Origin of the sequence: Bradyrhizobium sp. dw_411, from assembly GCF_018449695.1 — a bacterium.
In the GTDB taxonomy this organism is placed as follows: domain Bacteria; phylum Pseudomonadota; class Alphaproteobacteria; order Rhizobiales; family Xanthobacteraceae; genus Bradyrhizobium.
On sequence record NZ_JAAVUY010000007.1, the window covers coordinates 309,862 to 336,264 of the forward strand.

General features: G+C 61.7%; 24 protein-coding genes and 1 riboswitch. Of the genes, 16 read left to right on the forward strand and 8 right to left on the reverse strand.

Features of this window, described 5'->3' with window-relative positions:
• Window positions 1-211 precede the first annotated feature (211 nt).
• The 3 genes from gcvP to gcvT are packed head-to-tail and all read right to left on the reverse strand — an operon-like array spanning window position 212 to window position 4,626.
• Window positions 212-3,079, reverse strand: coding sequence for an aminomethyl-transferring glycine dehydrogenase (gene gcvP / locus HB676_RS14845; RefSeq protein ID WP_213738550.1), 2,868 nt, complete (start codon window positions 3,077-3,079; stop codon window positions 212-214).
• Window positions 3,080-3,089: 10 nt separating this feature from the next.
• Complete coding sequence (gene gcvH / locus HB676_RS14850; RefSeq protein ID WP_213738551.1) at window positions 3,090-3,455, reverse strand: glycine cleavage system protein GcvH; 366 nt, start codon at window positions 3,453-3,455, stop codon at window positions 3,090-3,092.
• 10 nt (window positions 3,456-3,465) lie between these two features.
• On the reverse strand, window positions 3,466-4,626 hold the full coding sequence (gene gcvT, locus HB676_RS14855) for a glycine cleavage system aminomethyltransferase GcvT (RefSeq protein WP_213738612.1): 1,161 nt from the start codon (window positions 4,624-4,626) through the stop codon (window positions 3,466-3,468).
• Between the two features lie 138 nt (window positions 4,627-4,764).
• Window positions 4,765-4,853, reverse strand: a riboswitch (glycine riboswitch).
• Between the two features lie 249 nt (window positions 4,854-5,102).
• Here gcvT and alaS point away from each other — a divergent pair.
• Together alaS and HB676_RS14865 are read left to right on the forward strand one after the other, a co-directional pair.
• A complete protein-coding gene (alaS, locus tag HB676_RS14860; protein ID WP_213738552.1) occupies window positions 5,103-7,787 on the forward strand; it encodes an alanine--tRNA ligase in 2,685 nt (894 codons plus the stop codon).
• Window positions 7,788-7,848: 61 nt separating this feature from the next.
• Window positions 7,849-8,274: a DoxX family protein gene (locus tag HB676_RS14865; protein WP_213738553.1), complete on the forward strand. Its 426-nt coding sequence runs from the start codon at window positions 7,849-7,851 to the stop codon at window positions 8,272-8,274.
• Between the two features lie 22 nt (window positions 8,275-8,296).
• On the opposite strand, the gene HB676_RS14870 is transcribed toward HB676_RS14865, so the two are convergent.
• From HB676_RS14870 to HB676_RS14880, 3 genes are all read right to left on the reverse strand, one after another.
• Window positions 8,297-8,806: a DUF3455 domain-containing protein gene (locus HB676_RS14870; protein WP_213738554.1), complete on the reverse strand. Its 510-nt coding sequence runs from the start codon at window positions 8,804-8,806 to the stop codon at window positions 8,297-8,299.
• Between the two features lie 143 nt (window positions 8,807-8,949).
• Window positions 8,950-10,161 (reverse strand): NADP-dependent isocitrate dehydrogenase, encoded by a 1,212-nt coding sequence (locus HB676_RS14875; RefSeq protein ID WP_213738555.1) that lies wholly within the window; start codon window positions 10,159-10,161, stop codon window positions 8,950-8,952.
• A gap of 199 nt (window positions 10,162-10,360) precedes the next feature.
• Window positions 10,361-12,088 (reverse strand): alpha/beta fold hydrolase, encoded by a 1,728-nt coding sequence (locus HB676_RS14880; RefSeq protein WP_213738556.1) that lies wholly within the window; start codon window positions 12,086-12,088, stop codon window positions 10,361-10,363.
• 286 nt (window positions 12,089-12,374) lie between these two features.
• Here HB676_RS14880 and HB676_RS14885 point away from each other — a divergent pair, with 286 nt between their 5' ends.
• The 3 genes from HB676_RS14885 to HB676_RS14895 all read left to right on the forward strand — a co-directional run bounded on the left by HB676_RS14885 (window position 12,375) and on the right by HB676_RS14895 (window position 16,206).
• Window positions 12,375-13,577: a TrmJ/YjtD family RNA methyltransferase gene (locus HB676_RS14885; RefSeq protein ID WP_213738557.1), complete on the forward strand. Its 1,203-nt coding sequence runs from the start codon at window positions 12,375-12,377 to the stop codon at window positions 13,575-13,577.
• A 55-nt stretch (window positions 13,578-13,632) separates the two neighbouring features.
• Entirely contained in the window at window positions 13,633-14,979 is a 1,347-nt protein-coding gene (locus HB676_RS14890) for an MFS transporter (RefSeq protein WP_213738558.1), read from the forward strand.
• 174 nt (window positions 14,980-15,153) lie between these two features.
• A complete protein-coding gene (locus tag HB676_RS14895) occupies window positions 15,154-16,206 on the forward strand; it encodes an alpha/beta hydrolase (protein ID WP_213738559.1) in 1,053 nt (350 codons plus the stop codon).
• Between the two features lie 26 nt (window positions 16,207-16,232).
• Here HB676_RS14895 and HB676_RS14900 read toward each other — a convergent pair whose 3' ends face one another.
• Window positions 16,233-16,898 carry a TetR/AcrR family transcriptional regulator gene (locus tag HB676_RS14900; protein WP_213738560.1) on the reverse strand — a complete coding sequence of 222 codons (666 nt, stop codon included), beginning with the start codon at window positions 16,896-16,898 and terminating at the stop codon, window positions 16,233-16,235.
• Window positions 16,899-17,127: 229 nt separating this feature from the next.
• On the opposite strand from HB676_RS14900, the gene HB676_RS14905 reads away from it, so the two are divergent.
• From HB676_RS14905 to cynS, 7 genes are all read left to right on the forward strand, one after another.
• Window positions 17,128-17,670, forward strand: a complete 543-nt coding sequence (locus tag HB676_RS14905; protein WP_213738561.1) for an OsmC family protein — start codon at window positions 17,128-17,130, stop codon at window positions 17,668-17,670.
• Between the two features lie 65 nt (window positions 17,671-17,735).
• Window positions 17,736-18,854: an acyl-CoA dehydrogenase family protein gene (locus HB676_RS14910; protein WP_213738562.1), complete on the forward strand. Its 1,119-nt coding sequence runs from the start codon at window positions 17,736-17,738 to the stop codon at window positions 18,852-18,854.
• 60 nt (window positions 18,855-18,914) lie between these two features.
• A complete protein-coding gene (locus tag HB676_RS14915; protein WP_213738563.1) occupies window positions 18,915-19,793 on the forward strand; it encodes a sulfurtransferase in 879 nt (292 codons plus the stop codon).
• A 124-nt stretch (window positions 19,794-19,917) separates the two neighbouring features.
• Window positions 19,918-21,309 carry a CmpA/NrtA family ABC transporter substrate-binding protein gene (locus HB676_RS14920; RefSeq protein ID WP_213738564.1) on the forward strand — a complete coding sequence of 464 codons (1,392 nt, stop codon included), beginning with the start codon at window positions 19,918-19,920 and terminating at the stop codon, window positions 21,307-21,309.
• Between the two features lie 4 nt (window positions 21,310-21,313).
• The gene (ntrB, locus tag HB676_RS14925) at window positions 21,314-22,153 is read left to right on the forward strand and encodes a nitrate ABC transporter permease (protein ID WP_213738565.1); all 840 of its coding nucleotides are present in this window, start codon (window positions 21,314-21,316) and stop codon (window positions 22,151-22,153) included.
• 4 nt (window positions 22,154-22,157) lie between these two features.
• Entirely contained in the window at window positions 22,158-23,084 is a 927-nt protein-coding gene (locus HB676_RS14930) for an ABC transporter ATP-binding protein (RefSeq protein WP_213738566.1), read from the forward strand.
• 22 nt (window positions 23,085-23,106) lie between these two features.
• Complete coding sequence (gene cynS / locus HB676_RS14935) at window positions 23,107-23,595, forward strand: cyanase (RefSeq protein WP_213738567.1); 489 nt, start codon at window positions 23,107-23,109, stop codon at window positions 23,593-23,595.
• Between the two features lie 174 nt (window positions 23,596-23,769).
• Here cynS and HB676_RS14940 read toward each other — a convergent pair whose 3' ends face one another.
• Window positions 23,770-24,090: a DUF1476 domain-containing protein gene (locus HB676_RS14940; protein WP_213738568.1), complete on the reverse strand. Its 321-nt coding sequence runs from the start codon at window positions 24,088-24,090 to the stop codon at window positions 23,770-23,772.
• A gap of 322 nt (window positions 24,091-24,412) precedes the next feature.
• Here HB676_RS14940 and purC point away from each other — a divergent pair, with 322 nt between their 5' ends.
• Genes purC through purQ form a run of 4 tightly spaced genes read left to right on the forward strand, consistent with a single transcriptional unit; the run spans window position 24,413 to window position 26,377 of the window.
• Complete coding sequence (purC, locus tag HB676_RS14945) at window positions 24,413-25,180, forward strand: phosphoribosylaminoimidazolesuccinocarboxamide synthase (protein ID WP_213738569.1); 768 nt, start codon at window positions 24,413-24,415, stop codon at window positions 25,178-25,180.
• Between the two features lie 10 nt (window positions 25,181-25,190).
• Window positions 25,191-25,433 carry a phosphoribosylformylglycinamidine synthase subunit PurS gene (gene purS, locus HB676_RS14950; protein ID WP_213738570.1) on the forward strand — a complete coding sequence of 81 codons (243 nt, stop codon included), beginning with the start codon at window positions 25,191-25,193 and terminating at the stop codon, window positions 25,431-25,433.
• A gap of 9 nt (window positions 25,434-25,442) precedes the next feature.
• Window positions 25,443-25,679, forward strand: coding sequence for a hypothetical protein (locus HB676_RS14955; protein WP_213738571.1), 237 nt, complete (start codon window positions 25,443-25,445; stop codon window positions 25,677-25,679).
• On the forward strand, window positions 25,676-26,377 hold the full coding sequence (purQ, locus tag HB676_RS14960; RefSeq protein WP_213738572.1) for a phosphoribosylformylglycinamidine synthase subunit PurQ: 702 nt from the start codon (window positions 25,676-25,678) through the stop codon (window positions 26,375-26,377). Before HB676_RS14955 ends, purQ begins: the two co-directional genes overlap by 4 nt.
• Window positions 26,378-26,403 lie beyond the last annotated feature (26 nt).

Here is a 26,403-nt window from a genome sequence, read left to right on the forward strand (position 1 = left end):
GTCAGCATTGGTCTGGCCGATGATGCATGCATGAAGTGCACTCAGGCGCATCGGTACACATGTATCCAGGACTACAGCGAGTGCACGGAGAGTTGCAGGAAATTTGTCACCGGCGACAAGGATGCGTGCCGGCAAAGATGCCAGACACGCAGTGACGATTGCGCGTGGAGAACTGCTTTGAAATGCGGGACTTGTTCGCCCGCAAAATCTGCTATTCCGCCGCCTGCGCGTATTCAGTGATCGGCGGGCACGAACACACCAAATTGCGGTCGCCATGGACGTTGTCGACGCGGCCCACCGGGCACCAGTATTTGTCGGTGCGTGACGTGCCGGCGGGGAAGCAGCCCTCGGCGCGCGTGTAAGCGCGGGCCCAGGCATCGTCGGCGATATCATGCACAGTGTGCGGCGCGTGACGCAGCGGCGAGGCCTCGACTTTCCAGCGACCGTTTTCGATCTCGGCGATTTCGCGCCGGATCGCGATCATGGCGTCACAAAAACGATCGAGTTCCGCCTTGCTCTCGGATTCCGTCGGCTCGATCATCAGCGTGCCCGGCACCGGGAAGCTCATGGTCGGGGCGTGGAAGCCGTAATCGATCAGCCGCTTGGCGATGTCGTCGACGGTGACGCCGCTGGAGGTTTTCAGCGGCCGGGGATCGACGATGCATTCATGGGCGACGCGGCCTTTGGCGTTGCGATAGAGCACCGGAAAATGCGGATCGAGTTTTGTGGCGATGTAGTTGGCGTTGAGGATCGCAATCTCGGTCGCGCGCGTCAGGCCTTCACCGCCCATCATCAGGATGTAGATATAGGAAATGGTCAGGATCGACGCCGAGCCGAACGGCGCCGCCGATACCGGCCCGATCGTTTGAGGTCCGCCATCGCCAACGGGATGTCCGGGCAGGAATGGCTTTAGATGCGCCTTGACGCCGATCGGTCCCATGCCGGGGCCGCCGCCGCCATGCGGAATGCAGAACGTCTTATGTAAGTTGAGATGGCTGACATCGGCGCCGTAATCGCCGGGCCGCGACAGCCCGACCTGCGCGTTCATGTTGGCGCCGTCGAGATAGACCTGTCCGCCATGGCCGTGCACGATGTCGCAGATTTCGCGGATGTGCTCCTCGAACACGCCATGGGTCGAGGGATATGTGATCATGATCGCCGCGAGCTTGTTCGCATGCTGCGCCGCCTTGGCCTTGAGATCATTCACATCGACATCGCCGCGCGCATCGCAAGCCACCACCACGACCTCCATGCCGGCCATGCTGGCCGAGGCCGGATTGGTGCCGTGCGCCGAGGAGGGGATCAGGCACACTGTGCGATGCGGCTCGCCGCGCGCGGCGTGATAACCACGAATGGCAAGCAGTCCGGCATATTCGCCCTGCGCGCCGGAATTCGGCTGCAGCGAGATTGCGTCATAGCCGGTGATCTCGCACAGCCACGCTTCCAGCCGGGCAAACAGCGCGTGATAGCCCTGCGCCTGCGCGCGCGGCGCGAACGGATGCAGCGCACCGAATTCCGGCCAGGTCAGCGGGATCATCTCGGAGGTGGCGTTGAGCTTCATGGTGCAGGAGCCCAGCGGGATCATGGCGCGGTCGAGCGCGAGATCGCGGTCCGAGAGCTTGCGCATGTAGCGCAACAGCTCGGTCTCGGAGCGGTGCGCGTGGAACACGGGATGGGTGAGGAAGGCGCTGGCGCGCTTCAACGCTGTGGGCAGCGCATCGCGCGTTTCCGTCTCTACTTCGGCATAAGTCAGTTCGCCATCAAAAGCCCACCACACGGCTTCGACGATTTCCGGTGTGGTGGTCTCATCCAGCGCGATGCCAAGCGTGCCCTTGCCGATATTCAGGTTGATGTTCTCGGCCAGTGCGCGCGCAACAATCGCGCTTTGCCTGTCGCCGACGTCCACCGTCACGGTGTCAAAGAATGCCTCGGACTTCGGCGCAAAGCCGAGCTTGCGCAGTCCCGCCGCCAGCACCGCTGCGCGGCGATGCACGGTGCGGGCGATGTGGGTCAGCCCTTCCGGCCCATGATAGACGGCATACATCGAGGCGATCACGGCCAGCAGCACCTGTGCGGTGCAGATGTTGGAGGTGGCCTTCTCACGGCGGATATGCTGTTCGCGGGTCTGCAGCGCGAGGCGATAGGCGGGCTGCCCCCGTGAATCGATCGACAGCCCCACGATACGCCCGGGCAGTGAGCGCTTCAGCGCGTCGCGCACCGCCATATAGGCCGCATGCGGTCCGCCATAGCCCATCGGCACGCCAAAACGTTGCGCCGATCCGATCGCGATGTCGGCGCCGAGTTCGCCGGGCGACGCCAGCAGCGTCAGCGCCAGCAAATCCGCCGCGACAACCGCCAGCGCGCCCTTGGCATGCAGCGCGGAGATGGCCGGGCGCAGATCGCGCACCGCGCCCGACGTATCAGGATATTGCAGCAGCGCGCCAAACACATCGGCGCGGTCGAGATCGGCGAGGGGATCGCCGACAATCAAGGTCCATCCCAGCGGCTCGGCGCGGGTGCGCAGCACCGCCAGCGTCTGCGGATGCACTTCCGAATCGACAAAGAAGGATTTGGTTTTCGCGCTTGCCGCGCGCTCCGCCAGCGCCATCGCTTCGGCTGCCGCTGTGCCCTCGTCCAGCAGCGAGGCGTTGGCCACGTCAAGACCGCTGAGGTCGCAGATCATGGTCTGGAAATTGAACAGCGCCTCCAGCCGTCCCTGGCTGATCTCCGGCTGATACGGTGTGTAAGCCGTGTACCAGGCGGGATTTTCGAGGATGTTGCGCTGGATCACCGCCGGCAGGATGGTGCCGGAATAGCCTTGGCCGATCAACGAGGTGAAGACTTGGTTCTGCGACGCCAGTTCTTTCATATGCACGAGCGCTTCGGTTTCGCTCAAGGGTGTGCCGAGATCGAGCGGCGCCGTTTGCCGGATCGGCGACGGCAGCGTTTGCGCCATCAACTCGCCAAGGCTTTTGGCGCCTACGGTCTCCAGCAGCGCCGCGATATCGCGGGGGGAGGGGCCGATGTGACGGCGCACGAAAGTGGTGGCGGGCTCGACGAAGTTGCGATGCGCGGTCATGGTCATGTCCTCAAGCCGTGTGTGCCTTGTAGGCAGCCTCATCCATCAGGCCGCCGAGTTCGCTTTTGTCCGCGATCTTCAATTTGAAAAACCACGCCTTGCCGGCGGCATCGGAATTGACCAGTGCGGGCTCGGCGGTGAGCGCATCGTTCACCTCCAGGACCTCGCCCGAGATCGGTGCGTAGACGTCGGAGGCCGCCTTGACCGATTCAACGACCGCGGCGGCTTCGGCCTTCTTGAGGCTGCGGCCGACCTTCGGTAGTTCGACGAACACGACATCGCCGAGCTGCGATTGCGCATAATCCGTGACGCCGATGGTGGCGATATCGCCCTCGATGCGGAGCCATTCGTGGTCGGTGGTGAACAGCGTCGTCATGACAAATCCTTCAGCGTTTGTAAGTGTTGGGTACAAAAGGCATCGGCGATATCTGCAGCGGCAGGCGCTGTCCGCGCAGTTCGGCGAATACCCGGCTGCCGATCGTGGCATGCGATGACGACAGGTAGCCCATCGCGACGGGCGCATTGAGACTCGGGCCGAAACCGCCTGACGTGACCGCGCCGATCTGCTCGGTCGAAGCAGCATCCGCGAACAACGGCGCGCCTTCGCGCACCGGCGCGCGGCCCTCGGGCTTCAATCCGACGCGGCGCTGCGGTGCGCCCGCATCAAGTTGCGCGAGAATCTTGTCTGCACCAGCAAAACCACCCGCGCGGGCGCCACCCGTGCGGCGGCTTTTCTGGATCGACCATTGCAGCGCGCCCTCGACCGGCGTGGTCGAAGTATCGATGTCGTGGCCATACAGACAAAGCCCGGCCTCGAGCCGCAAACTGTCGCGCGCGCCGAGCCCGATCGGCAGCACGTCATGATCTGCCAGCAAGGCCCGGGCGAGCGATTCGGCCTGATGTGCAGGCACTGAAATCTCAAAGCCGTCCTCGCCGGTATAGCCCGAGCGCGACACGAAGCAGTCGATATTGCCGATGCTGTGCGGGCCGGCATCCATGAAGCGCATCGTGCTCACGTCAGGGCAGAACTCCGCCAGCGCTGATTCCGCTTTCGGCCCCTGCAGCGCGATCAGTGCACGATCGGCCAGTGGCACGATCTCGCAGGCGTCCGACAGATGGGCGCGCAGATGCGCTTCGTCGGCGGCCTTGCAGGCGGCGTTCACCACCAGAAACAGATGGCTGCCGAAATTCGCCACCATCAGATCGTCGAGAATGCCGCCTGTTTCATTGGTGAACTGGGCGTAGCGCTGCCGTCCCGGCGCAACCGCGAGGATGTCCTGCGGCACCAGCCGTTCCAGCGCCAATGCGGCGTCCTCGACCTTGCCGGATTTCGGCCGCAGCTCGATCTGGCCCATATGGGAAACGTCAAACAGACCGGCGGCCGTTCGCGTATGCAGATGTTCCCGCAGCACCCCGGCCGGGTATTGCACCGGCATGTCATAGCCGGCGAACGGCACCATCTTGCCGCCGCTTGCGACGTGCAAGGCATGCAAAGGCGTACGTTTCAAAGGGGATCGGTCTGTAGATTGATCCTGGCGCGCAAGCATCACGGGGCCCTCGCGGTTTTGCGGGGGTGATTCCCCGAAAACCCGTCGAAGCCCCATCTGTCGCTGTGCCTGAGAGTATTATCCCGTCGGCGGACACGTCGGGGACCAGACCCTTCGGCGTCTCTTTCCAGATGCTAGCAAGTCACGCGGTCCGTTTGCCTGAGAGTTTCCGGGGCGGTTGCTCCTTCGGCGCCGGCGTTTAAGCCGATCTCTCCCGACGTGACTGTCTTGAACGGCTGAGAGAAAACCACGGCCGGACCGGGCCTGTCAACGCGGCGGCGGGCCCTGTCACAGGTTTTACGCGGGTGCGGCAAGTATATGATCGCACATTGATATCCTTGCACACTTTCTGGACAGCGCTCGCACGCTTGTCTAAAAGCGGTGCGACTGGCGGTGGCGTGCCAGATGACACAAAAATAACCGGGGTTCCCAAGTGATTCCCGGCTGATTCCCGATGGTTGTGCGATTGGATGGACATGAGCGGCGTTAACGAAATCAGGTCGACATTCCTGAATTACTTTGCCCGGAACGGTCACGACATCGTGCCGTCGTCGCCGCTGGTGCCGCGCAACGATCCGACGCTGATGTTCACCAATGCCGGCATGGTGCAGTTCAAGAACGTCTTCACCGGCGTCGAGAAGCGCCCCTATCAGCGCGCCACGACGTCGCAGAAATGCGTGCGCGCCGGCGGCAAGCACAACGACCTCGACAATGTCGGCTATACCGCGCGGCATCACACGTTTTTCGAGATGCTCGGCAATTTCTCGTTCGGCGACTATTTCAAGGATCGCGCGATCGAACTCGCCTGGAATCTGGTGACCAAAGAATTCGGCCTGCCGAAAGATAAACTCACGGCCACGGTCTACATCGACGACGATGAGGCGTTCAATCTCTGGAAGAAGATCGCGGGCCTGCCTGAATCCCGTATCATCCGCATCGCCGGTTCGGACAATTTCTGGCAGATGGGCGATACCGGCCCGTGCGGACCGTGCTCGGAAATCTTCTACGACCACGGCGACAAGATCTGGGGCGGACCTCCGGGCTCGCTCGAGCAGGATGGCGACCGCTTCATCGAGATATGGAACCTCGTGTTCATGCAATACGAGCAGGTGGCACCCGGCGTGCGCAATCCCCTGCCGAAGCCGTCGATCGATACCGGCGCGGGACTGGAGCGCGTCGCGGCGGTGCTGCAGGGCAAGCATGACAATTACGACATCGATCTGTTTGTTGCGCTGATCCGCGCGATCTCGGAACTGACCGGCGCCGATCCGCAGGGCGAGCAGAAGGCCTCCTTGCGCGTAATCGCCGATCATCTGCGCGCATCGTCGTTCCTGATCGCCGACGGTGTACTGCCGTCGAACGAGGGCCGCGGCTATGTGCTGCGCCGGATCATGCGCCGCGCGATGCGCCATGCGCAATTGCTCGGCGCCAAGGACCCGCTGATGTACCGGCTGGTATGGGCGCTGGTTCGCGAAATGGGTCAGGCCTATCCGGAACTGGTGCGCGCGGAAAACCTGATCGAGGAAACGCTGCGGCTGGAAGAGACGCGCTTCCGCAAGACGCTGGAGCGCGGCCTCACCATTCTCGACGAAAAGAGCGCGACCCTCAAAAAGGGCGACATGTTCGACGGCGACACGGCGTTCACGCTGTACGACACTTATGGCTTTCCGCTCGACCTCACCCAGGATGCGCTGCGTAACCGCGGCATCTCGGTCGACATCGCCTCCTTTACCGATGCGATGGAGCAGCAGCGCGCCAAGGCGCGCGCGGCATGGGCCGGAAGCGGCGATACCGCGAGCGAGAACGTCTGGTTTCCGCTGCGTGAGAAACTCGGCGCCACTGAATTTTTGGGCTACGAGACCGAGACCGCCGAAGGCGTCGTCTCGGCGCTGGTCAAGGATGGCAAGGATGTCGAAAGCCTGAAAACCGGTGAGAGTGGCGCGATCGTTTTGAACCAGACGCCGTTTTATGCGGAGTCCGGCGGCCAGGTTGGCGATACCGGCGTCCTGACCGGCGAGGGCGTTCGTTTTCGCGTGACCGATACCCAAAAGAAAGCCGGCGATCTCTTTGTGCATCTCGGCACCGTCGAACAAGGCACGATCAAATCGGGCATGGCACTGTTGCTCGAAGTTGACCACGCCAGACGCTCGTCGATCCGTGCTCATCACTCCGCGACGCATCTGCTGCATGAGGCGCTGCGGCAGGTGCTGGGCGATCACATTGCCCAGCGTGGCTCACTGGTGGCGCCGGATCGCCTGCGCTTCGACTTCGTGCATCAGAAGCCGATCACGCCTGACGAATTAAGCCGTGTCGAAGACATCGCCAACGCGGTGGTGCTGGAGAATGACGAGGTCACCACCCGATCGATGGCGGTGGATGATGCTCGCGACGCCGGCGCCCGCGCGCTGTTCGGCGAGAAATATGGCGACGAAGTCCGCGTGGTGTCGATGGGCAAGACCGCGCGCGAGCACGGCGCCAATGCGCTCGGCTGGTCAGTGGAACTATGCGGCGGCACCCATGTAAGGCGTACTGGCGATATCGGCCTGATCTCGATCACCGGTGAAAGCGCGGTGTCGTCGGGCGTGCGCCGTATCGAAGCGCTGACCGGCAACCATGCGCGTAAACACGCCAACGACACCATCGCACTTGCCAAAACCGCGGCGTCGGAGCTGCGCACTACGCTCGACGAGATGCCGGCGCGGATCGCCGCGCTGATGGAAGAGCGCAAGAAGCTGGAGCGCGACCTGTCGGATGCGCGCAAGAAGCTGGCAATGGGTGGCGGCGCGGCGGCCTCGAACGGCGCGGCCGCGGCTACTGCAGGTGTGCGCGAAGTCGGCAACGTCAAGCTGATGGCGCGCGCGGTCGAAGGCATCGAGATGAAGGATCTCAAGAGTCTCGCCGATGACGGCAAGAAGCAACTTGGATCGGGCGTGGTCGCGATCGTCGGCGTCACCGGGGACGGCAAGGCCGGCGTGGTGGTCGGCGTCACCGCCGATCTCACCTCGCGCTACAACGCGGTTGATCTGGTGCGGGTGGCTTCCGAAGCGCTGGGCGGCAAGGGCGGCGGCGGCCGGCCCGATATGGCGCAGGCCGGTGGACCCGATGGTGCCAAGGCCGATGCCGCGCTTGCGGCGATCGAAAAGGCGATGGGCAACGGCTAGCCGACGGGTTTAAAGTCCTGCCCTGAAGCGGCTAAAGCCGCTCATTTTCGGGGGAAACAAAATGATGGATCAACGCACGGCGCCTTACGCCGCACTTTTGTTGCGGTTGATACTCGGCTCTCTGTTCATCGCGCATCTCTACTGGAAATTCGCGATCCTGGATGGCGGCCTCGACAAATGGTGGGGCAATTTCGCCGCCAACGGCTATCCGTCCTTCGTGCCCTGGTATTGCATCTCCGCCGAATTCATCGGCGCGTTGCTGATCATTCCCGGCATCTACACGCGGTGGGCGTGTCTGTATGCGCTTCCGCTGATGCTGGGCGCGGCGCAATATTGGGCCGTTCGAAAAGGGTTTTACTTTACCGGGGGCGGCGCGGAGTTTCCGCTGGTCTGGTCGGCGCTGCTCGTGGCCCAGATCCTGTTGGGAGACGGGCCATTCGCCGTGATCGCATCGCCGTGGCGTGCGGCAAGGCCGCAACCGGCCTAGCTCAATCCGGGCGAGCCGCGGCTCAACCCTTGCGCAGGAACAAATAGTCCGCGGAGTAGGGCGCGCTGAAGAAGGAGCCTGCCTTGTCGCAGGCGCCTTCGAGCTTGCCGCCCTTGGTGTTGATGCGTTGTACCGTGGTGACGCCGGTGAGGACGCCGCTGCCGCGCTGGGACGCCACGGCGAGCTTCAGCCAGGGGATATCATTCGGCGAGGTCCCCGGCGCATTGCCGACGGCCTTTCCGACCACGGCGCTGCCGTCGCTATGTTCCCAGTTCGGTCCGGCATAGTGACGGCCGATGGTCTTGCCATCGGCGAACAATGTCGCGATCGGTTCGCGGAAGGCCCAGGCTGGTTTGCCATCGGTACCCGCCTTGCATTCGTACACCTGCGCGCCTTCGGCGTGCACGCTGAGCACCAGAGCCTCTCCCGGCGCGGCGATGGCTTCGGGCAACGCGGTCTCGGCAGCGAATGCACTTGCGCATGAGCCCGACAGCAACAGCAGTGCAAGCGCAGTGGTTCTTGCAAACGGCATGGTCATGTTTCCTGATTTTCCTCATTACCTGCGACAAACGCGAAGCGTTTGCGCAAGAGAGCAAGGCGGCGGCGAAACAATCCATACTCCATGGATTGCTTCGCCGCTCTCACAATGACGAGACCGATTTTCGTGACGTGTATTTACGCCATCGCCTTGGTCAGGTTTTCCGCGACCTTGTCGAGGAAGCCGGTGGTGGAGAGCCAGCGCTGGTCGGCGCCGACCAGCAAGGCCAGATCCTTGGTCATGTAACCGGATTCAACGGTATCGACGCAGACCTTCTCGAGGGTCTTGGCGAACTTCGCCAGGGCCTCGTTGTTGTCGAGCTTGGCGCGGTGCGACAGGCCCTGGGTCCAGGCGAAGATCGAGGCGATCGAGTTGGTCGAGGTCTCCTTGCCCTTCTGGTGTTCGCGGTAGTGCCGCGTCACCGTGCCGTGGGCGGCTTCGGCTTCGACGGTCTTGCCGTCGGGCGTCATCAGCACCGAGGTCATCAGGCCGAGCGAACCATAGCCCTGCGCAACCGTGTCGGACTGCACGTCGCCGTCATAGTTCTTACAGGCCCAGACGTAACCGCCCGACCACTTCAGCGCGGAAGCGACCATGTCGTCGATCAGGCGATGTTCATAGGTCAGGTTCTTGGCCTCGAACTGCTTCTTGAAGTCCTTCTCATAGACTTCCTCGAAGATGTCCTTGAAGCGACCGTCATAGACTTTCATGATGGTGTTCTTGGTCGACAGATACACCGGATAGCCGCGGGCGAGACCGTAGGTCAGCGAAGCGCGGGCGAAATCGCGGATCGAATCGTCGAGGTTGTACATGCTCATCGCGACGCCGGCGCCGGGCGACTTGAACACTTCGCGCTCGATCACGGTGCCGTCCTCGCCGACGAATTTCATCGTCAGCGTGCCCTTGCCGGGAAACTTGATGTCGGTGGCGCGGTATTGGTCGCCGTAGGCATGACGGCCGATGATGATCGGCTTGGTCCAGCCCGGCACCAGCCGCGGCACGTTCTTGCAGATGATCGGTTCGCGGAAAATCACGCCGCCGAGGATGTTGCGGATGGTGCCGTTCGGCGACTTCCACATTTCCTTGAGGCCGAATTCCTTCACCCGGGCTTCGTCCGGGGTGATGGTGGCGCATTTGACGCCGACGCCGACCTTCTTGATCGCGTGGGCGGCGTCGATGGTGACCTGATCGTTGGTCTTGTCGCGGTATTCCATCCCGAGGTCGAAATATTGCAGCTCGACATCGAGGAAGGGGTTGATCAGCTTGTCCTTGATGTACTGCCAGATGATCCGGGTCATCTCGTCGCCATCGAGTTCGACGACGGGGTTGGTCACCTTGATTTTTGCCATGGAGATCGGGCCTTTTTGGAATAGCGCGTTTCGGGATGGATGGTAGGTTCCGCCAGCGCTATAGCACCGCAAACGCCTTGGCGAAAGCCAAGGCGTTATGCAGTTTCAGCCCATCTTTTAGCTCAGGGCCGCGCTTCTGCTTCTTGGTTTGACGTGTTTTCTTTACGCGAACCGGTGCCCACTTCGCTTGAAAACGCTATCAGAACACGGCCTGCGTGGCCGTGCCCGCCACGATGTACCAGGTCACGAACACCCCGCAGATCAGGGCGCCGGGCAGGCTGGTGCCGGTTCGCCGCCAGGTGAAGGTCGCGATGATGGCGGCGATCGCCAATAGCGGCACGAACTGGATGGCGACGATGGTGGAGAGCGGCACGAAGCCGGGATCGGGCAGCGGGTTGAACAGTTTCCCGGAGATCCACAGCGTGCCGTATTGCAGCACCAGCAGCACGATGAAGCCGAGTGTCAGCGCCAGGATATTGGTCAGATAGAGCGCGCCGCGTCCGGCTCCCATGGTCGAGAAGTTCCGGTGCAGCACATGCAGCGCGATCACGAAAAACGCCGTGAACGGCACCAGGTAGATCAGGAAAATCAGGAACTGCTTGGCGTTCATCAGCTTGAGCGCGACGATCCAGAACCGGAAGTCGATCTTGAACAGAAGATCGGCTAGCCACAGCGCGGCATAGCCGACGATCACCGTCGCCAGCGCGATCAGGATCGACGGTCCGATAATGCCGGACCGGCTGGCGCGCTTGGGTGCGAACGGCATCAGGGCCAGCGTGATCAGCCCGTTGAGAACAGCCCAGACCAGGATCTGGTTGGTGATGCCCTGGGGCAGATAGGCCGATGGCGTCACGAAGGTGCCGCCGAGCGCGAAGGCCGGGTAGTAAGTCAGCGCCGGAATGAAGGCCGACAGGATGAGGGCGGTGGTCCAGCGGCCGCCGCTGGAGGCAGCAGGGGCCGGCGTGCTGCCGTCGGCGATCTCCGGCAGGCGCAGGTGCGAAAACGTTGATGCTTCGAGCAGGCCGTCGAAGACGCCCAGCAAAAGCGCCACAAAGCCGATCAGCGCAACCAGTGTGCCGATCTCCTTGCGGAACCAGATCTGGTCGTCTGCCGGGCGCGGCGTGCCGCCCTGGAGCGTCTTGGCGAACCAGTCGAGGCTGTAGCCGATCGCTTCATGCGAAATATGCTCGGCCGGGTGGGTGATCGCCGGCGTATAAAGCACCCGCGCGGTCCCCTGCGCGATGTCGCCATAGACCTTGCCGGGCTCGACCGCGCCCTGGGTGCCGAACAGCGCCCACAGTTTTGGGCTCTGGGTGACGTCGCGGGCGAGATCGACGCCCCACATCAGGGTGGAGAATTCCTCATATTGCGCGAACACCAGAGCGACGTTGCGCGGCCAGCTCGTGGTGCCCTCGGCGGCAAACGGCTTGCCGGTCGAGGACCCCTCCAGCACCATCGACTTGTAGTCATTGGGCATCGCGGCTGCGGCGGCGAGCACGGTCCAGCCGCCCATCGAGTGGCCTTCGAGGCCGATATTGTTCTTGTCGACGATGTCGAGGCTGCGCAGATGCGCCAGCCCGTCGGGGCCGCCAAACCCGTTGGCGAAGGCCGGCCCATCGCTATAGCCATGACCGGTCTGGTCGAGGTCGAGCACGACATAGCCGCGGCGGGCGAATTCGATCGCGAAGCCGTCCTGGATCTCGCGCGAATTGATGTAGCCGTGAACCGCGAGAATGCCGGGGGCGGGAGTCTGGGCGGTGGCGTTGGGCGGGATGTAGAGCAGGGCACTCATGGTGTTGCCCTTGGCGCCGGTAAACCTGATATCCCGGATCTGGATGCCGCCCGAGGTTTGCGTGAGATAAGCGAGCAGGCCGCCCGCCAGAATCAGAACCAAACCGGCAATCGCCAGCGACCATCGGCTGCGCATGGATCCCCCTCCCATATTCCCGGACCGTTATCGGCCTCGGGTTCACTTTGCTTTTGATTGGCAGCGTATCCGAAACTCTTGCGCGCGCAAGCTAAGGTCGTACTCCGCCTGTGGAGGGTGTATTTGAGGTTTCGGCCGAGCGATAAAAAATGTCACTAAGCCAATTATATTGCTTGAGAAATTCTGCCAGACAGGCAAACGGTTAGCGCTGCCGCTGAGGTGTTGAATCAGATCCTTCGGAACTTGATTCAAAGCCTTCAGACCTTGAATCAGAAAGTGAAGAGAGATGTCCGGTTCGGGCACCGACAAGACCAAATCAGGCGTGACGCTCGCCGGACCCGTCGTCATTCTGGTCGAGCCGCAGCTCGGCGAGAACATCGGCATGGCCGCGCGCGCGATGGGCAATTTCGGGCTGACGCGGCTGCGCATCGTCAATCCGCGCGACGGCTGGCCCAATGTCCACGCCCGGCGGGCGGCTTCCGGCGCCGACCATATTCTGGATCATGTCGAACTCTATGACACCGTCGAGCAGGCGGTCGCTGACTGCACGTTGCTGTTCGCGACCACGGCCCGTGCCCACGACCAGGCCAAGCCGGTGGTCGCACCCGAAGCCGCCGCGACCGAGATGACGACGGCAATCGCCGGCGGTGCCACGGTCGGTATCCTGTTCGGCCGCGAACGTTACGGCCTGCAGAACGAAGAGGTCGCGCTGGCCAATCGCATCACGACGTTCCCGGTCAATCCCGGCTTTGCCTCGCTCAATCTGGCGCAGGCGGTGCTGCTGGTCGGCTATGAATGGTTCAAGCTCGCCACCTCCGGCGCGCTGCCGTTCGGGATGCCCGAACGCTCCGAGCGCGCCTCGCAGCACCAGATGGAGGCGTTCTTCGACAATCTGGTGCGCGAGCTCGACAAGGTCGAATTCCTTCGCCCGCCGGAGAAGCGCGAGACCATGCTGGTCAACCTGCGCAACATCTTCACCCGGATGGATCCGACCAAGCAGGACATGCACACGCTGCACGGCGTGGTGATGGCGATCGCCGAGGGGCGCAAGGGACCGGCCAAGGGCGGCGTGCTCGATGGCGAGCAGGCCACGCGGCTGCGCGCGTTGCTCGCCGAACACGGGCAGGGCGCATTGCCGTCGGAAAGCGGCACGGTGCGCGGGATCGCGCGGCTGTTGCGGCGAAATCCGACCGACGCCGAACGTATCCTGTGGCAGGCGCTGACCACCGACCGCCGCTTCGCCGGGCAATTCAAGCGCCAGACGCCGGTCGGCCGTCACATTCCCGACTTCGTCTCGTTCGTGGTCCGCGTCGCGATCGAACTGATCAATCCCGAGGAAGCGGACGTGATCGTCAGCGACCGTGCAACGCGAAAAGCCTGGCTGGAGGCACGGGAATACCGGGTCGTGAGCATGGCCGTCGCGGACGTCGAGCGCGATCTTGCGACTGAACTCGACCGGCTTGAAGCCAGTTTGCCGGGTCTTCCCTAGTCAGACGAACGCTCGGTACATTGCCGGAAACCGGCATAAAGGGAGGAGTTCTATCATGACGCTTATTGCGGAGGCAGCTGTGGCCGCTCCGGTCAATTCGCGCTCCCGCGTGATCCTGGCCAGCCTGATCGGAACGACGATCGAGTTCTACGATTTCTATGTCTACGCGACGGCGGCGGTGCTGGTTTTCCCGCATCTGTTCTTTCCGGCCGGTAATGACAGGGCCGCCCTGCTGGCGTCGTTTGCGGTGTTCGGTTCCGCCATGATCGCCCGGCCGCTCGGGGCGATCGCATTCGGGCATATCGGCGACAGGCACGGCCGAAAAGTCACGCTGGTTGGTGCGCTGTTGACGATGGGTATCGCGACCTTTCTGATCGGCGTCCTTCCTACCTATCCCACCGCGGGCTGGGTCGCTCCCGCCTTGCTGGTTTTGCTGCGTGTCGCGCAGGGATTTGCGCTTGGCGGAGAGTGGAGCGGGGCCGCTCTGGTCGCGACTGAAAACGCTCCGAAGGGCAAACGCGCGATTTTCGGAACCTTTCCGCAGCTTGGTGCGCCCCTTGGCTTCATCATCGCCAACGGGCTGTTTCTATTCATCGCGGCGCTGCTTCCCTCCGGCGATCCGTCCCGGCCGTCCGACGCGTTTCTCGCCTGGGGATGGCGCATCCCGTTCCTGTTCTCGGCGGTGATGGTTGTCGTCGGATTGTGGGTCCGCTTGAATCTCGTGGAAAGCACGGCCTTCGAGCGCACCGTGCGAACAGGTCAGGTCAAGAATGTTCCGCTCGCCGCCGTGGTCACGACCTACTCGCCGCAACTGATTCTCGGTACGTTTTACATGCTGGCGACTTTCGTCTTGTTCTATCTGATGACGACATTTTCGCTCAGCTACGGACGCGCCGCGGCCAATGCGGCGCTGCCGGGTCTCGGCTATGACTACCGGACGTTCGTGCTGATGATGATCGCCGGCGTGGTGTTTTTCGGGATTTTCACCATGGCCTCCGGCCCCTGGGCCGATCGATGGGGGCGCCGCAAGACGCTGATCTGGATCACGATCGCCATTATCCTGTTCGGTCTCTGCTGGGTGCCGATGCTTGCGGCTGGTTTTGCCGGTGTCATGGCGTGGTTGATCCTGGGCTTCACCCTGATGGGAATCACGTTCGGCCCGATGGGCGCGTTGCTGCCCGAGCTATTTCCCGCCAATGTGCGCTATACGGGCTCCGGCATCTCGTACAACGTCGCCTCGATATTGGGCGCCGCAGTCGCGCCCTTCATCGCGGTCGCGCTTTGGAGCGCAGGCGGCGGAAGTCCTTTTCTGGTGGGTATTTATCTTTCCGCGATGGGGGCGCTCACCTTGATAGCGTTGTTGATTGGGAAGGAAACCAAGGACGTCGACATTGAGGAGTAAGCGAGGCTGGGTTGGGCGCCTGATTTTCAAGAATTGACCGACTAGCTGGGTTACGCTCGCGACAAGCTGTCGCTTTGCTGTGACCAATCCCTGTGATTTTCTCCCCGCCGTCGGGATTAAGTCGCGCGGCTGAGTGTTCAACAAAAACAAAACATAAAAAGGGAGGCTAACAACATGCGTCTTTTCGGGCTTGGGCTATTCGTTTCCGCGTCGGTTTTCGCCGCAGCACCCGCCATCGCGCAGACGCCAGCCTCCGGGCCGATCGACGTGCCCGCCAAAACCATCCAGGTGCCGACCACGGTCAGTCCTCAACTGCAGAAGATCATCGCGATGCCGCTGCGGTCGAACTGGAATCTCCTGCCCAAGACCGGCGAGGAGTGGAAGCCGGTGGCGGACGCAGGCGCGGCGGCGCTGGTCAAGAATGTGCCGGGCATGCTGGAGCGGCTCAAGGTTAAGGTCGAGAAGACGACCATCGACGGCGTACGGGCCTATATCGTCACGCCAGAGACGGTCGCGCCGGAAAACCGCAACCGCCAGCTCATTCACATGCATGGCGGCTGCTACGTGCTCAACCCCGGCGAAGCCGGGTTGCCGGAAGCGATTTTCATGGCCGGCTTCGGCCACATCAAGGTGATCTCGGTCGATTACCGCATGCCGCCCGAGGCCTCGTTCCCGGCGGCGCTCGATGACGGCATTACGGTCTGGAAAGCGGCATTGAAAACGACGAACCCCAAGAACATGGCGATCTTCGGCACCTCGGCCGGCGGCGCGCTGACGCTTGAAATGGTGCTGAAGGCCAAGGAGCTCGGGCTGCCGCTGCCAGGCGCGATCGCGCCGGGAACGCCGATGTCGGATGTCACCAAGGTGGGCGACACCTTCTACACCAACGCGATGCTGGACAATGTCCTGGTCTCGCCGGACGGTTTTTGCGACGCGGGGGCCAAGGTTTACGCCAATGGCCGCGACCTGAAAGACCCGATGCTGTCACCTGTCTATGGCGACATGACCGGCTTTCCGCCCACTATCCTGACCAGCGGCACGCGCGATCTCCTGCTGAGCAATACGGTTCGCGTTCACCGCAAGCTTCGTCAGGCGGGCGTCGAGGCTCAGCTTCAGGTCTATGAGGGAATGTCGCACGCGCACTACATCCGGGACGACACCGCGCCGGAGTCAAAGGAAGTGTTCGAGGAAATCCAGGGCTTCTTCGACAAGCATCTCGGCAAGTAAGGCCTGGTAAACCGGTTGATGGCCGTTCAGACGGCCATCAACTCGTTCGGCGTGTTGCCGGCGCGTTTCGGCTTCTTCAGTTTGGAAGGCACGAACAGCGAGCCTGCGGCGAGGCCCGCGGTATCGGCGACGCCGGGATCGCGCGTCACCATGGCCGCGACGATGGCACCGTCCATCAACAGCCCGAGCTGATGCGCCAGCACTTCCGGCTCCGCCACGCCCATTTCGTCAGCGAGTTTTTCGATATAGGCCAGAACCACTTTCTTGTGGCGCATCGCAATGGCGCGAAGCTGTTTCTGGTCCTTATCGTGCTCGCCGACCGCATTGATGAAGGGGCAGCCGTAAAAACGCTCCTGGCGAAACCAGTCCTTTAGCGCAGGAAAAATCCGCGCCAGTTTGGCCTGCGCAGTGCCGCCGCCGGATTCGATGGCGTCGATAAACCATTCGCGCCACTGCTTGCCCTCGGTCTCGAGCACGACGTGCACGAGATTGTTTTTCGATCCGAATAATTTGTAGAGCGTGGTCTTGGCGGTGCCGGCTTCATTGATGATGGCGTCGATGCCGGTCGCGTTGATTCCATTCTTGCAGAACAGATGCGTGGCGGCGCTCAGCAATCGCCCGCGTGCGGATTCATCGTCACCCGCGGCGAGACCGGCTGCGGCGGAACGTGCTTTCGAAGATGCTTTGCCCATGGCGTCAGTTAATCCAACTGTATGGTTCTCATCAAGTCGCATCTTTCTGCGACCAAAATAATCGCACGTAGCAGCAATTGCATCGCGATTGTGCATCGCGGCCCTGATCGTTTTTCGGGCAGCTTTGGCTAAGCGGCTTCATTGTTTCGCGTTTTCCCCAAAGGCGTGTCTGGCATGCTTCGTGCAGGATACAGACCGTTCGGTATCCTGCCGCCTAGGGAGAAAATCAATGACCGCGGTCGCTCAAAAAACAGTGCTTACAGGTTGCCTCGCCCCGATCGACAAGGACGGGCTGGAGCAATTGATCGTCACCAGCAAGGCCAATCCGAAGGTCATCAAGACCTTGAAGTGCAAGACGGTGGCTGAAGGCAAGTTCCGTCACGCCAACTACATCCGCAGCCTGCCGCCCTACATCGTCGACGAGCCGCCGGGCCTTCTCGGCGACGACACCGCGCCGAATCCTTCCGAAGCCTCATTGGCCGCGCTGGGTTCGTGCCTTGCGGTTGGACTCCACGCCAATGCCGTGCATCGCGGCTGGATCGTCAACAAGCTGGAGCTTCAGCTCGAGGGCGATCTCAACATCACCGCGGTCTGGGGCACCGGCGACGTCAGCGAGAAGCCGGTCGGCTTCACCGATGTGCGGGTCAAGGTCGACATGGTCTGCGAAGGCATTCCGCAAAGCGAGATCGATGCGCTCGTGACGCACGTCAAGAAGTGGTCGCCGGTCGCCAACACCTTCACCCGGCCGGTGAACCTCGAAGTCGGCGCCTGATCGTCCCTGTCACCAATCTTCCTCTTAGCCAGTCGTTCTCGCAAATCTTCGGTGCGGAGAATACCATGGGTTCATTAGCTCTATCGCGGCAGTTGGCCGTCGACGATCTTGTATCGGCGTCGATCGCCGAGCAGGTCGCGACCATCGCGCGAAAAAATCTCGCACCCATGGCCGTCGCGATCGACGAGGGCGCGGTCTATCCGGACGAACTGCTGCGGCGCCTCGGCGATGTCGGGGCCTGGAGCAGTCATCAACCAAAGAATGGCGCAGCCGATCTGCGCTGCGCCATTCAATCGATTTCCGAGATCGCCGAAGTCTGCGGCGCGACCGCGTTCATGGCGTGGTGCCAGAACACATTGGTCTGGTATGCGGCGAATTCCGACAATCCGGCACTTTCATCGGCGCTTACCGACGGCGTCGCGACGGGAAAAGTTCTCGGCGGCACGGGTCTTTCCAATCCGATGAAGACCTTCTTCGGCATCGAGAAATTCAAGTTGAAGGGCCGCAAGGTTGAGGACGGCTATGTCGTGCGCGGCGCGCTGCCCTGGGTTTCCAATCTCGGGCCGGATCATTTCTTCGGCACGATCTTCGAACGCGAGGATGCGCCCGGCGAGATCGCGATGTTTCTGGTCGACTGTTCCGATCCCGCAGTCACGCTGCAACCGTGCAAACCGTTTCTCGCGATGGACGGCACCGGCACTTATGCCGTGCAATTGCGTGACGTATTCGTGCCGGATCGTCTCATCCTGGCCGAGAAGGCCGGACCATTCGTGCGGAAAATCCGCGCCGGTTTCATCCTGCTGCAGGCCGGGATGGGCATCGGGCTGATCCGCGACTGCATCGCGATCATGAACGAAGTCGATGGTCCCCTGGGCCACGTCAATCGCTATTTGCCGCAGCAGCCGCAGGATTTCAACCAACTGCTGTCCGAGCTTGAAGCGGAAACGATGGCGCTCGCGCGCGACCCCTTCAACACCAGCGACGACTACTGGCGCCGCGTGGTGACGCTGCGACTGCACATCGGCGACGCCGGCGTCGCGGCGGCGCATGCGGCGATGCTTCATTGCGGTGCACGCGGCTATCTCAAAAGCCATCGCGTGCAGCGCCGGCTGCGCGAGGCCTATTTCGTCGCGATCGTGACGCCGGCCACCAAGCAGCTTCGCAAGATGCTGGCCGACATGTGACTTCCAAAAATGATTTCCGATCGACCCTGACTACAAACCACTAAAACAGGAGAGGCTGCCATGACGGACGTTCTGATTTCTGCCGGCGAACTCGCCGAACTCTCATCCAGGGAGCCGGTTGTCATCATCGACACCCGAAATCCGGATGCCTATGCCGCGGGACATCTCCCGAACGCGGTGAACGTGCACGAGATCTTCACTTTCCTTGCGACCTCGACGCCGGAAGGCATCCACGAACTGAAGACGAAGTTCGCCGACGCGTTCGGCAAGGCTGGATTGTCGGGCGAGGAAACCGCCGTCATTTACGAACAGTCGATGAACTCCGGCTTTGGCCAGTCCTGCCGCGGTTATTATCTCCTCACCATGCTTGGCTATCCCAAGGTCAAGGTGCTGGATGGCGGCTTCGACGCCTGGTCGGGCAAGGGCCTGCCGGTCACGACAGCAGTTCCGTCGCCGACGCCGGCTTCCTTCGCAATCGTTCCGGACGCCGCCAAGATTTTGATCGATGCCAAGACCATGCTCGCCGCGGTCGGCAAGCCCGGTATTGCGTTGCTCGACGTGCGCGATGTCGATGAATGGATCGGCGACAGCTCTTCGCCCTACGGCAAGGATTTCTGCCCGCGCAAGGGTCGCATCCCCGGCGCCGTCTGGCTCGAATGGTACCGCATGATGAAGCCGACTTCGGAGGGCCAGCGCTTCAAGTCCAAGGACGAGATTTTGGCGGAATGCGCCACCGTCGGCATCTCCGAAAATACGCCGGTCTATCTCTATTGCTTCAAGGGCGCGCGGGCGTCGAACACGTTCCTCGCGCTCAAGAATGCCGGGATCAAGGACGTGCGGATGTATTTCGGCTCGTGGAACGAATGGTCGCGTGATCCTTCGCTGCCGATTGAAGAGGGCTTGCCCACCGAGAGCAAGCTGACCGTCAAGGCCGCCTAATAAAGCGGCACAGAACGTGCATGTTTTCATTGCCCGGCCGCTTCCAGGCGGCCGGGTGGTGAAATCCCCTGATGTGACGGGTTTTGCCTTCTCATCATCTGGCACCACGTGAGGGAAATGCAGCATGTCCACCTTTGACGATCCCTTTGACGCGGACCGCGCGCTTTCGCGATCGGGCTGTGTGTGCGGCCAGCATCGCTCTGCGGGTGAACATGATCAGGCCGCGCTGGCGTTACGCTGCGAGCCGGTGCCAACCGAAACCGAACAGCAGCGTTACGAAGGCGTCGTCGCCTCGGCTGTGATGCGCGCGATGTTTCCACGGGACGCCGCACGACGCGCGTTCCTGAAGTCTGTCGGCGCCTCGACCGCGCTCGCTGCCATTTCGCAATTTTTCCCGATCAAGACCGCCACCGAAGTGTTCGCAGAAGCCGGCGCGCCGGAGAAGAAAGACCTCAAGGTCGGCTTCATCCCGATCACCTGCGCGACGCCGATCATCATGGCGTCGCCGCTGGGCTTCTACGCCAAGCAGGGGCTGAACGTCGAAGTGGTCAAGACCGCCGGCTGGGCGGTGGTTCGCGACAAGACCATCAACAAGGAATATGACGCCGCGCACATGCTGGCGCCGATGCCGATTGCGATTTCGCTGGGGCTCGGCGCGCAGGCGATCCCGTTCGCGGTGCCGGCGATCGAGAACATCAACGGGCAGGGCATTACGCTGGCGATGAAGCACAAGGACAAGCGCGACCCGAAGGACTGGAAAGGCATGAAGTTCGCCATTCCGTTCGACTATTCCATGCACAATTATCTGCTGCGCTATTATCTCGCCGAGCACGGCCTCGATCCCGATACCGACGTGCAATTGCGCTCGGTGCCGCCGCCGGAAATGGTCGCCAATCTGCGCGCCGACAATATCGACGGCTTCCTCGCGCCCGACAACATCTGCCAGCGCGCGATCTATGACGGCGTCGGCTTCATGCACATCCTGTCCAAGGAGATCTGGGACGGGCATCCCTGCTGCAGCTTCGCGGCAAGCCGGGAGTTCATCACGGGCTCGCCCAACAGCTTCGCGGCGCTGACGCGGGCGATCCTCGACGCTACGGCCTATGCCTCGAAGGCGGAAAACCGCAAACAGATTGCGGAGGCCATCGCGCCGGCGAATTACATCAATGCGCCGGTTACGGTGCTGGAGCAGGTTCTCACCGGCACCTATGCGGACGGGCTGGGCGGGGTCAAAACCGACGCCAAGCGCGTCGATTTCGATCCGTTCCCCTGGCAATCCTTTGCGGTGTGGATGCTCACCCAGATGAAGCGCTGGGGTCAGATCAAGGGCGACGTCGATTACAAGGCGGTGGCCGAACAGGTCTATCTTGCTACCGATACGCGCAAGACCATGACCGAGATGGGGCTGGCGCCGCCGGCCTCGTCCTACAAATCCTTTGCCGTAATGGGCAAGACCTTCGATCCGGCCAAGCCTGAGGATTACCTCAACAGCTTCAAGATCAGGAAGGCGTCGTAGCGCGATGACGGCTTCGCTTCGCTTCCGCGCCGCGATCGTGTCGATCGCGCTGTTTGTGGCCTTCCTCGGGATCTGGCACATCGCCACGCGCGGCGCGGCGCCGGTCGCCAGCATGAATCCGGAATATGCCAAGCTGATGGGCCTGACGGCGACGCAGGGCAAATCGGCGATGCCGGGTCCGCTCGATGTCGGCGCGAAACTGTGGGAGCATCTGAAGCGGCCGTTCTACGATAACGGACCGAACGACAAAGGCCTTGGTATCCAGCTCGGCTATTCGATCGCGCGCGTCGGGCTCGGCTATTTCCTGGCTGTGATCGTCGCCATTCCGCTCGGCTTTTTGATCGGGATGTCGCCTTTGATCAACCGGGCGCTCGATCCGTTCATCCAGATTCTGAAACCGATCTCGCCGCTCGCCTGGATGCCGTTGGCGCTTTACACCATCAAGGATTCCGGGCTCTCGGCGATCTTCGTGATCTTCATCTGTTCGGTGTGGCCGATGCTGCTCAATACCGCGTTCGGCGTCGCGGCCGTGCGCAAGGAATGGATCAATGTCGCGCGCACGCTCGAGGTCGGCACGCTGCGGCGCGCCTTCACCGTGATCCTGCCGGCGGCCGCGCCGACTATTCTGACGGGGATGCGGATTTCGATCGGCATCGCGTGGCTGGTGATCGTCGCGGCGGAAATGCTGGTCGGCGGCACCGGCATTGGTTACTTCGTCTGGAACGAGTGGAACAATCTGTCGATCACCAATGTCATCATCGCCATCCTCCTGATCGGCATCGTCGGCATGCTGCTCGATCAGATTCTGGCGCGCTTCACCCGCATGGTTACATTCCCGGAGTGAAGTCATGACCGACAAATTCATTTCGATCGAGGGAATCGCCAAACGCTATCCGGGCGCTGCTGGTGGCGCGACCGCGGTATTCGAAAATCTCTGGCTCTCGATGGAACGCGGCGAGTTCGGCTGCGTGATCGGCCACTCCGGCTGCGGCAAGACCACGGTGCTCAATATCCTGGCCGGGCTCGATACGCCGAGCGAGGGCACCGTGATCGTCGATGGGCAGGCCATCGAAGGTACCAGCCTCGACCGCGCCGTGATATTCCAGAGCCATGCGCTGCTGCCTTGGCTCACGGTTCTTGGTAACGTCATTTATGCCGTAAAATCGAAATGGCGCGGTTGGGATCGCGCCAAGGTGAGGGCGCATGCGCAGACCTTCATCGATCTCGTCGGTCTGACCGGCTCGGAACACAAGCGCCCGTCGGAACTATCGGGTGGTATGAAGCAGCGTGTCGGCATCGCGCGGGCGCTCAGCATCACGCCGAAGATCATGCTGATGGACGAGCCGTTCTCCGCCCTCGACGCCTTGACGCGCGGCACGCTGCAGGACGAAGTGCGCCGTATTTGTCTCGAGACCGGACAAACTGCGTTCATGATCACCCATGACGTCGACGAGGCGATCTACCTCGCTGACAAGATTTTCCTGATGACCAATGGTCCGGGCGCGGTGCTGGCCGAGATTGTGGAAAATCCGCTGCCGAGGGATCGCGGCCGCATCGATCTGCATCGCCATCCCTATTACTACGCGCTGCGTAATCACATCGTCGATTTTCTGGTTAGCCGCAGCAAGAGCTTTGCGACCGATACGCCCGGCCATGATCCGCGCAATGTGCCGGTGGTGCGGATCGGCAAGCCCGAACTGTCGATCGCCTCGGTATCCGATGTCACGCACGACGAATTGAAACAGGCATCCTGGCAGGGGCTGTCCCGGCCATGACCGATTTAAAAGGGAGAGACACATGAAACGAACCGACCTCACCGAAAAGCTGCTCGACATCAAGCGCGAGAAGGGCTGGAGCTGGAAACACATCTGCACGCAAATCGGCGGCTATTCCGAAGTCCTGATCGTCGGCGCCATCCTGGGCCAGATGAAACTGACAAAGCCGCAGGCGGCGAATGCGCAGGAGCTGTTCGGGCTGTCCAAGTCCGAAACCGCGATGCTCAACGAAGTTCCGATGCGCGGCGAGGGCACGCCGATGCCGCCGACCGATCCCCTGATCTATCGTTTCTACGAAATGGTGATGGTCAACGGGCCGGCCTGGAAGGCATTGATCGAGGAAGAGTTCGGCGACGGCATCATGTCGGCGATCGATTTCGACATGGCGATGGAACGCGTCGCCAATCCCAAGGGCGACCGCGTCAAGATCACGATGTCGGGCAAGTTCCTGCCATACAAATATTACGGCGCCACCGGCAACGTCCCGGAATATGGATTCAAGGAGGGGTGAGGGTAGGGACGCGTCGAAGAAAGCACGTCATTCCGGGGCGTGCGAAGCACGAACCCGGAATCTCGAGATAAATAAAACTCCTCCAGATTCCGGGTTCGCGTCTGCGACTCGCCCCGGAATGACGGAAGTGTTGAGACATTCGCCGCTTCGCGCCGTCCGGAATGACGGGAATCGCTACGTCCCCGCCTTTACCTGCGCGACCGCCAGCGCCATCAGCTCGTCCATCTTGGCGCGAATCTGCGCTTCGGTGACGGCGATTCCCCTGGCGTAGAGATCGGCGGTCACCTTGCGGAGCGCTCCATGGCCGCCTTCGTCGAAATCGGCGGTGATGATGTCCTTAGCATAGGAGGTGGCGGCTTCGCCCGATATTCCCTGTTTGTCCGCCGCCCAAAGGCCCAGGAGCCTATTGCGGCGGGCTTCCGCCTTGAATTTCTGCTCTTCATCCAGCGCGAATTTCTTCTCGAAACCCTCCTCCCGCTTGTCGAAGGTGGTCATGACCGAAAGTTCCTCCCTTTGAGCCGGGTTCTAGCCGATCCGGCACCTGCGGCCTCATTGTAAGGCAGCTTCTGACTGCCTAGATATTGGGTACAATCGCCGAAACAACGGGCCTAATAGCCGCAGGCAGCGGACTAAAACTGTGTCCGGGCAAGCCGGATCGATTGTGCTGAATAGGTCAATCAGGTAGGTTGGATTCCAGGCTTGGTTCTCGTTCTGTTTTCTGTCCCTGGCCTTCACGGCAGCTCCGTCGTGGGTCGCAGTCCCTTGTCATCCGGAGCACACCAAATTCATGGATTTCAACAACACACGGTACATCCCAATGAGCCGTCGACGCCGCATTTATGAAGGCAAAGCCAAGGTCCTTTACGAAGGTCCGGAGCCGGGAACCCTGATCCAGCACTTCAAGGACGACGCGACCGCGTTCAACAAGCAGAAACACCAGGTGATCGAGGGCAAGGGCGTCCTCAACAACCGGATTTCGGAGTACCTGTTTCAGCACCTCAACGACATCGGGGTGCCGACCCATTTCATCCGCCGCCTCAACATGCGCGAGCAACTGATTCGCGAAGTCGAGATCGTGCCGCTTGAGGTCGTGGTGCGGAACGTGGCGGCGGGATCGCTGTCGCAGCGCCTCGGCATCGAGGAAGGCACGCAGTTGCCGCGCTCGATTATCGAGTTCTACTACAAGAACGACCAGCTCAACGATCCCATGGTGTCCGAAGAGCACATCACCGCGTTCGGCTGGGCCACGCCGCAGGAAATCGACGACATCATGGCGCTGGCGATCCGCGTCAACGACTTCCTCACCGGGCTGTTCCTCGGCATCGGCATCCGCCTGGTCGATTTCAAGATGGAATGCGGCCGGCTGTTCGAGAACGAAATGATGCGGATCATCGTCGCCGACGAGATCTCGCCGGATTCATGCCGGCTGTGGGACATCAAGTCGAACGAGAAGCTCGACAAGGATCGCTTCCGCCGGGATCTCGGTGGTCTCCTGGAGGCCTATACCGAGGTCGCCAAGCGGCTCGGCATCCTGATGGAAAACGAACGGCCGGTGGGCTCCGGCCCGGTGCTGGTGAAGAGCTGAGGTTATTCTTGTGAAAGCGCGTGTCACCGTCACCTTGAAGTCAGGCATTCTCGATCCGCAGGGCAAGGCCATCGAAGGCGCGTTGAAATCGCTCGGCGTCGATGGTGTCGCCAGCGTGCGTCAGGGCAAGGTGTTCGATATCGAGATATCAGGCTCCGACAAGGCCAAGACCGAGGCGGCGTTGAAAGACGCCGCCGACAAGCTTCTGGCGAACACCGTGATCGAGAATTATGCTATCGAGATAAACGGCTGAGGATCAGGCATGGCTGAAGTCAGCAATGAGTTGATTTTTGAGGTTCTGAAACCCCTGCAACGTGACGTTGGCGAGGTTAAGAGCAGCATCGGTGATGTTAAGACGGAATTGAATGCTCTTCGAGGCCATATGATTTCGTTGCAGCAGGACGTTCATAACATTTACGGAATTTTGGGTCGTCACGATTTGCATCTGGAACGCATCGAGCAACGGCTTGAACTCAATGATGCGCCCAATCTGACATGAAATCCGCCGTTCTCGTCTTTCCTGGAATCAATCGCGAACGCGATATGGCCCGCGCGCTCAAGCTGGCGTCGGGTCAGGAAGCTGCGATGGTCTGGCATGCCGAGACCGCGCTGCCTGATGGCACCGATCTCGTGGTGGTGCCCGGCGGATTTTCCTACGGCGACTATCTGCGTTGCGGCGCCATCGCCGCGCGAGCGCCCATCATGGATGCGGTACGCGCCTTTGCGGCCAAGGGCGGCCTCGTGCTCGGCGTCTGCAATGGTTTCCAGATTTTGTGCGAATCCGGCCTGCTGCCGGGCGTTCTCATGCGCAACGCGCAACTGAAGTTCATCTGCCGCGACGTGCATATTCGAGTCGAACGCTCCGACACGGCCTTCACGCGCGGCTACAATGCCGGGCAGATCATTCGCGTGCCGGTCGCGCATGGCGAGGGCAATTACGAAGCGGACGAAGAGACCTTGAAGCGGCTCGAAGGCGAGGGCCGGGTGCTCTATCGCTATTGCTCCGCTGACGGCGTGGTGGATGAGCACTCCAACATCAACGGTGCGGCGCAATCGATCGCCGGCATCGTCAGCGAGCGCGGCAATGTGCTCGGCATGATGCCGCATCCGGAAAACCACGTCGAAGACATCATGGGCTGCACCGACGGCCGCGGCCTGTTTGCCGGCCTGGTCGCGCATCTCGAGCGCGCGGCGTAAGAGACTTCACCCCGCTTTGCTTTAAA

Coding starts and splice junctions, on each gene's coding strand:
- HB676_RS14885 (WP_213738557.1), top strand. CDS start 12,375: ATGTCCGGTTCGGGCACCGACAAGACCAAATCAGGCGTGACGCTCGCC.
- HB676_RS14940 (WP_213738568.1), bottom strand. CDS start 24,090: ATGACCACCTTCGACAAGCGGGAGGAGGGTTTCGAGAAGAAATTCGCG.
- gcvP (WP_213738550.1), bottom strand. CDS start 3,079: ATGACCGCGCATCGCAACTTCGTCGAGCCCGCCACCACTTTCGTGCGC.
- HB676_RS14920 (WP_213738564.1), top strand. CDS start 19,918: ATGTCCACCTTTGACGATCCCTTTGACGCGGACCGCGCGCTTTCGCGA.
- alaS (WP_213738552.1), top strand. CDS start 5,103: ATGAGCGGCGTTAACGAAATCAGGTCGACATTCCTGAATTACTTTGCC.
- HB676_RS14875 (WP_213738555.1), bottom strand. CDS start 10,161: ATGGCAAAAATCAAGGTGACCAACCCCGTCGTCGAACTCGATGGCGAC.
- HB676_RS14955 (WP_213738571.1), top strand. CDS start 25,443: ATGGCTGAAGTCAGCAATGAGTTGATTTTTGAGGTTCTGAAACCCCTG.
- HB676_RS14930 (WP_213738566.1), top strand. CDS start 22,158: ATGACCGACAAATTCATTTCGATCGAGGGAATCGCCAAACGCTATCCG.
- HB676_RS14865 (WP_213738553.1), top strand. CDS start 7,849: ATGATGGATCAACGCACGGCGCCTTACGCCGCACTTTTGTTGCGGTTG.
- gcvT (WP_213738612.1), bottom strand. CDS start 4,626: ATGCTTGCGCGCCAGGATCAATCTACAGACCGATCCCCTTTGAAACGT.
- HB676_RS14870 (WP_213738554.1), bottom strand. CDS start 8,806: ATGCCGTTTGCAAGAACCACTGCGCTTGCACTGCTGTTGCTGTCGGGC.
- cynS (WP_213738567.1), top strand. CDS start 23,107: ATGAAACGAACCGACCTCACCGAAAAGCTGCTCGACATCAAGCGCGAG.
- HB676_RS14905 (WP_213738561.1), top strand. CDS start 17,128: ATGACCGCGGTCGCTCAAAAAACAGTGCTTACAGGTTGCCTCGCCCCG.
- HB676_RS14915 (WP_213738563.1), top strand. CDS start 18,915: ATGACGGACGTTCTGATTTCTGCCGGCGAACTCGCCGAACTCTCATCC.
- HB676_RS14895 (WP_213738559.1), top strand. CDS start 15,154: ATGCGTCTTTTCGGGCTTGGGCTATTCGTTTCCGCGTCGGTTTTCGCC.
- ntrB (WP_213738565.1), top strand. CDS start 21,314: ATGACGGCTTCGCTTCGCTTCCGCGCCGCGATCGTGTCGATCGCGCTG.
- HB676_RS14900 (WP_213738560.1), bottom strand. CDS start 16,898: ATGGGCAAAGCATCTTCGAAAGCACGTTCCGCCGCAGCCGGTCTCGCC.
- HB676_RS14890 (WP_213738558.1), top strand. CDS start 13,633: ATGACGCTTATTGCGGAGGCAGCTGTGGCCGCTCCGGTCAATTCGCGC.
- gcvH (WP_213738551.1), bottom strand. CDS start 3,455: ATGACGACGCTGTTCACCACCGACCACGAATGGCTCCGCATCGAGGGC.
- purQ (WP_213738572.1), top strand. CDS start 25,676: ATGAAATCCGCCGTTCTCGTCTTTCCTGGAATCAATCGCGAACGCGAT.
- purC (WP_213738569.1), top strand. CDS start 24,413: ATGAGCCGTCGACGCCGCATTTATGAAGGCAAAGCCAAGGTCCTTTAC.
- HB676_RS14880 (WP_213738556.1), bottom strand. CDS start 12,088: ATGCGCAGCCGATGGTCGCTGGCGATTGCCGGTTTGGTTCTGATTCTG.
- HB676_RS14910 (WP_213738562.1), top strand. CDS start 17,736: ATGGGTTCATTAGCTCTATCGCGGCAGTTGGCCGTCGACGATCTTGTA.